Source organism: Roseovarius halophilus (ex Wu et al. 2025) (genome assembly GCF_047086965.1).
Map to the genome: position 1 here is coordinate 1 of NZ_JBKOTX010000388.1, position 2,682 is coordinate 2,682.

General features: G+C 70.3%; 2 protein-coding genes, 2 tRNA genes and 1 pseudogene. 2 read left to right on the plus strand and 3 right to left on the minus strand.

What is annotated here, in order from left to right; translation table 11 throughout:
• Together ACH107_RS31925 and ACH107_RS31930 are read left to right on the plus strand one after the other, a co-directional pair.
• A partial coding sequence (locus ACH107_RS31925; protein ID WP_412509652.1) for an NAD(P)H-hydrate dehydratase occupies window positions 1-727 on the plus strand: 727 nt, incomplete at its 5' end.
• Between the two features lie 102 nt (window positions 728-829).
• A tRNA-Leu gene (locus ACH107_RS31930) sits at window positions 830-914 on the plus strand.
• Between the two features lie 74 nt (window positions 915-988).
• Here the strand turns inward: ACH107_RS31930 and ACH107_RS31935 are convergent.
• From ACH107_RS31935 to ACH107_RS31945, 3 genes and pseudogenes are all read right to left on the minus strand, one after another.
• The gene (locus ACH107_RS31935) at window positions 989-2,098 is read right to left on the minus strand and encodes a 2'-deoxycytidine 5'-triphosphate deaminase (protein WP_310691613.1); all 1,110 of its coding nucleotides are present in this window, start codon (window positions 2,096-2,098) and stop codon (window positions 989-991) included.
• 74 nt (window positions 2,099-2,172) lie between these two features.
• Window positions 2,173-2,249, minus strand: a tRNA-Pro gene (locus ACH107_RS31940).
• 74 nt (window positions 2,250-2,323) lie between these two features.
• Window positions 2,324-2,682 (minus strand): annotated as a pseudogene (locus ACH107_RS31945) (MerR family transcriptional regulator); the annotation flags it as partial.

Below are 2,682 nucleotides of genomic sequence, written 5' to 3' on the forward strand. Positions count from 1 at the left end.
CCGTGGGGCGCTGCGGGTCGGCGCGGGGCTGGTCACGTTGGGCGTGCCGCCGGCGGCCCAGCAGGAGGCAGCGGCGCAGCTCACGGCGATCATGCTGAACCGGGTGCGCGATGCGGCCGCGCTGGACAAGATCCTTGAGGACGGCCGCATCAACGCGCTCTGCCTTGGCCCTGCGCTGGGGCTGCGCGAGGACAGGGCGGCGTTGGTGCGGGCCGCTTTGCAATGCGGGCGTCCGACAGTGCTGGACGCGGATGCGCTGACGCTTCTGGCGGGCGATCCCGCGCTGTTCGCCCTTTTGCATGACAGATGCGTTCTGACGCCGCACGCGGGGGAACTCGCCCGCCTGTTCCCGGATATCGCCGAAAAACTGGCCGTCCCCGCAACCACGGGCCCGGCCTGTTCAAAGGTCGACGCGGCCCGCGACGCGGCCAGCCGCGCCGGCTGCACCGTCCTTTTCAAGGGGCCGGACACGGTGATCGCCGGCCCCGATGGCCGCTGTGCCCTCAACTCTAGCGCCTATGACCGTGCCGCGCCTTGGTTGGCGACGGCCGGGGCGGGCGATGTGCTGGCGGGGATCATCGCTGGGCTGCTGGCGCGGGGTCTTCCCCCGCAACAGGCCGCGGAAACCGCCGCCTGGCTGCATACCGAATGCGCCCTGTCCTTCGGCCCGGGCCTGATCGCCGAAGACCTGCCCGAGCAAGTGCCTGGTGTCTTGCGGGCGCTGTAGGGGCCTCCCGGCGCGGCTTCGCCTGCGGCCGATGCGCGTTTTGCCCTCGCATCCCCGGCCCGGCTTTGCTATCTGGTCCGGACGCGGGCTGACGGGCCGCGTGCGGGTGTGGCGGAATTGGTAGACGCACTTGGTTTAGGTCCAAGCGCCGCAAGGCGTGGGGGTTCAAGTCCCTCCACCCGCACCAGATCGAACCGGCCTCGTCCGGCGCGCGGGTCCGCCGCATCACCGGCCGGACCACGCCCCGGCGGACGGCGTGCCTCAGGGCCGCGGCGCGGTGGATGCGGCGCGGAAGTGTTTGGACAGTTTCAGCCCCTGGCCCTGGTAGTTCGACTTGATCGCCTGGCCGTAGAGAGCGGCGGGGCGCTCGGACATGCGCTCGTAGACCAGCCGCCCGACGATCTGGCCGTGTTCCAGCACGAAGGGCGCCTCGTGGCAACGCACCTCCAGCACCCCGCGCGATCCGGCCCCCCCGGCGCCGTCCCAGCCGAAGCCCGGATCGAAAAAGCCTGCGTAGTGCACCCGAAACTCGCCCACCATGGCCAAGTAGGGGGCCATTTCCGCGGCGTAATCGGGGGGGATGCTGATCGCTTCGCGGCTGACCAGGATGTAGAAGGCCCCCGGGTCGAGGATGATGCGGCCCTGTGCGGTGCGCACCTCTTCCCAGTAATCTGCCGGATCGTGGTGGTCGACCCGGGCAAGGTCCACCAACCCGCTGTGCCGCTTGGCGCGATAGCCCACCAGATCGCCCTTTCCGGGCCGCAGGTCCACCGAGAACCCCAGCCCCTCGGAAATGACCGGGTCGCCCGTGACGATGGGCGTCCGTGAGTGCACCGCGCGCAGGGCGTCGTCGCTCAGGAAGGTGTGCCCCTGCCGGAAGATGATCTGGTTGAGCGATTGGCCCGGCTGGGCCAGCACAGAAAAGCTCTGGGGGCAGATCTCGGCATAAAGCGGGCCGTCATAGCCCTCGGGGACGCGGTCGAACTCCACGCCCGAGTCGGTGATGATCCGGGTCATCAGGTCGAGCCGCCCGGTGGAGCTTTTGGCGCTGGCGGCGGCGGTCATGCCTGCGGGCAGCCTCAGGCGCTCCATCAACGGAATCACATAGACACAGCCCTTTTCCAGCACCGCCCCGCCGGTCAGCGTGATGCGGTGCATGGTCAGCTCGTCCAGCCGCTGCATCACCGTGCGGTCCTTTCCGGCCAGGAACGAGGCCCTTACCCGGTAGGCCGTGTCGCCCAGCCGCAGATCGAGCGAGGCCGGCTGCACCTGGTCGTTGAGGATGGGTGCGGCGGCCTCGATGCGCCCCTCGGCGATCATCGCCCTGATCTGGTGGTCGGCCAGGACGCCGCTTGCAAAGCCTGCTGTCATGCCGTTCCTTTCCCAAGGGTCGTGGTCGGATGCAAAACCGCCCGCCGCGCGCATGCGCCGACGGGCGGTCTTGTTGGTCGGGCTAGCAGGATTCGAACCTGCGACCTTCCGTCCCCCAGACGGACGCGCTACCAAGCTGCGCCATAGCCCGACTTGCTGCGTTACATACTAAATCCGCCCCGCGCCGCAAGGCCGAATTGGCGTTTTGTCGGCGCATCGGGGCGATCACCGTGGCGAGAGGCGGTCGCGCAGGGCCTGCATGCGGTCCAGCAGGGGGGCGATCTCTGCGGCGCGGGCGCGCAACTGGCGCTCGGGCTGGGGGATGTGGCTCAGCAGGTGCATCAGGCGCGGCGGCGCTTGCGAGTCGGTATCGGCCGGATCGGCAGGGATGGCGGCCAAGGCGGCGGCCGGTACCTTGGGCATGGTCTGGTCGGCCGCGTCACTCGGGGCGGGACGGGGCGGATCGACAGGCAAGGGCGTGGCCTCGGCCGCCGGTGTGGCAGCGCCGCGCGGGGGCGGGTTGGCCACCGTGGCGGCGGGGGCCTTGGCCGGCACAGCCTCGGGTTCCGGTGCCGCCTCGGGCG

Excerpts from the sequence above, each read along its gene's own strand:
- ACH107_RS31935 (WP_310691613.1), bottom strand. The coding sequence starts at position 2,098 with ATGACAGCAGGCTTTGCAAGCGGCGTCCTGGCCGACCACCAGATCAGG.